This is a genomic window from Pseudomonas sp. FSL R10-2189 (assembly GCF_009600325.1).
GTDB lineage: Bacteria > Pseudomonadota > Gammaproteobacteria > Pseudomonadales > Pseudomonadaceae > Aquipseudomonas > Aquipseudomonas helleri.
Map to the genome: position 1 here is coordinate 1 of NZ_WIVZ01000082.1, position 1,920 is coordinate 1,920.

The 1,920-nt window shown below is 60.4% G+C and carries 1 protein-coding gene and 1 pseudogene; both read right to left on the bottom strand.

What is annotated here, in order from left to right; all coding sequences use genetic code 11:
• Positions 1-1,403 (bottom strand): DUF6531 domain-containing protein (locus GHO32_RS25905; RefSeq protein WP_256671062.1); only part of this gene is annotated, 1,403 nt, incomplete at its 3' end.
• Positions 1,400-1,920, bottom strand: a pseudogene (locus GHO32_RS26570) (hypothetical protein); the annotation flags it as partial. The gene GHO32_RS25905 and the pseudogene GHO32_RS26570, both read right to left, overlap by 4 nt.

Sequence of the window (1,920 nt, forward strand, 5' to 3'; positions counted from 1 at the left end):
AGGTCCGACAGCACGGCCTGGCCTGCGTGCTGGTGGTCATAGTGCAGGGTGACGCGGGCGCCGCCGCGCAGGGTGATTTCACTGAGGGCGTAGTGATCGCCCAACTGCTGGTAGTGTTCCTGGCTGTCGTGGCCGCGGGCGATGACCAGGGTGGTGGCTGAGTTGCGAACCAGCAGTACGCCTTCAACGGCGTCGCAGTGATGTTTGCCGAGCTTGGGGTTGGGGTAGCGGTGGTTGCGCCCGTCGGCACCAAGGTAGATCAGGCCTGTGTTGTTGACCGCGATGCGGGTCGTAAAGGGGGTGATCCAGCGTGCGCCGAGGCTGCCGTGATCCAGGGCGTCGAGGCTTGAACGGTAGGTGCGTACCCATTCAATCGGGAAGGGCCCGGGCAGGGAAAAGTCAGCGTGTGCGACGGTTTCGCTACCCGTGGCGAAGCTGATACTGCAGCCGGTGCTGGAGGCGGTTTTGTTTTTGCAGCCGGGATCTCTGTCGGTGTGACGTTGAGTGTTTTGAGTCACCATCCCGCCTTGGCCTGTTTGGGCCTGGGCGTGGCTGACGTGTTGTGGTGCGACGCTTGCTGGCTGGGTGCCGCGGCGCTTGCGGCGGGCGAGGGCGCTGACCAGTTCGGCAATCAAATTGCCAATGCTGCCGATTTTTCCCGCATCACCCAGCAACGTGACCTTTTGCGCGGCCAGCTTGCCGATATCGTCGGCACTCTTGGCCACGCTGAGCAGCTCTTGGCAGGTGCTTTTGGAGAGCAATCTGTCGTCGATTAAAAAATGCGCCCCAATGGCAAACAGCGGGCCTGCGAACAGAGACGCGGTTTTAGTCTTGTTTGCCAGCATCTTCTGTCCGTCATCGCTGGCGATGCTCCTGAGCATCTGGGCGAGGGCGGCACAGGCTTTGCTGATTTCGGCGGCGATTTTCGCCAACAGATCGCTGAGACGGGTTTGAATGGCGGCGGCAAAGTCTTCGAGTGCGCCTCGGGTTTTGTCGTTGAGATTCTCTTCGAGGGCGGTAAGCATGGCTGCTGAGATGGCCGCCAGACCGTTCTTGCGCACCGTGGACAGTGTGGTGCGCACCGCCAGACGGGCAGGACCGACGCCGGGGAACGAGACCAACCCGACGACATTGATACCCAGGCTCACCCAAGTGAGGAAATCCTCGCGATCACCTTCGATCAGCGTGAGCAGATCGCCAATGGCATCAATGCCCGCAAAGACTGTACCGACCCCGGGAATAACCGAGCCAGCGGCGTGCACCATGTTCCAGCTGACCGTATCGTTGGTGAGCTTGCGCAGCCATTGGTCGAGCTTTTCTTTGCCAGCCTCGATATCGTCTTTGGTGACCGTATTGATTGGGCTGTTGGCCGATTGCCGTGGGCGAGTGACAGGAGAACTCATGATGATTTCTCCGGGTTGCCGGGCCGCTGTCCGGAAGCATCGATGCTGTCCGCGAGTGTTTTGACCGACGAGGGCATGTTGCTGAGGGCTGCTGCCTTCAGCGCGTTTTTAGACGGTGGGGTGTTGAGTACTGTCTCAAGCAGCGCTTGGGCCTGAACCGGCAGGTGGGTGCGGGTGGTCTCAGCGGTGGTGGTTTCGATTTGTTCATGGGGCCCGGGGAAACCCGGATCGGTCCAGACATCAACCGGGTCTTTGTTGAACTGGACGTTGGCCGGGCCGGGCGCCAACCCCGCCACGGCTGCAAATCCATTGGCATCCAGCACACCTTTGAACACCTGCCCCAGAGCATCTTCTACCTGGTATTGGCCCCCCTTGAACGCCAACCCATTGGCATAGTGCTGAAGCAACTCCAGATTCCCGGTACCGCTATTGAGGTCTTGGGGAAACGCCGCGGCCTGGCTTTGCGCGTTTTTATAGGCAAAGTTACTGGCATGGGCGATGTATTGGCCGCTAGTGG